The sequence below is a fragment of the Wenyingzhuangia sp. 2_MG-2023 genome (genome assembly GCF_030548295.1).
Lineage (GTDB): Bacteria > Bacteroidota > Bacteroidia > Flavobacteriales > Flavobacteriaceae > Wenyingzhuangia.
The window spans coordinates 1-230 of record NZ_JAUOSB010000228.1; the positions used below are offsets into that span (position 1 = coordinate 1).

The 230-nt window shown below is 29.1% G+C and carries 1 protein-coding gene; it reads left to right on the top strand.

The features are described from left to right. Positions 1-9: 9 nt before the first annotated feature. Positions 10-186: a hypothetical protein gene (locus tag Q4548_RS17115; RefSeq protein WP_303457317.1), complete on the top strand. Its 177-nt coding sequence runs from the start codon at positions 10-12 to the stop codon at positions 184-186. Positions 187-230 lie beyond the last annotated feature (44 nt).

Sequence of the window (230 nt, forward strand, 5' to 3'; positions counted from 1 at the left end):
TTATAAGAAATGTTTTGTAAAAAAACAGTAGCAGCTCTTTTAAGGTATTCTGGAAAATCTATTACAGAAGATAAGCTTCACAATGTAATTATGTCCAGAAAAACTGCAGCAGAAGATTGTGAGTTGGTAATGACAACCATTGATTTACTTAATTCTGATTTAAACAGCAATTATAAAACAGATTAGAAAGTATGTTGGGCTAAAAAAATGGCAGAAAAACAATGATATTC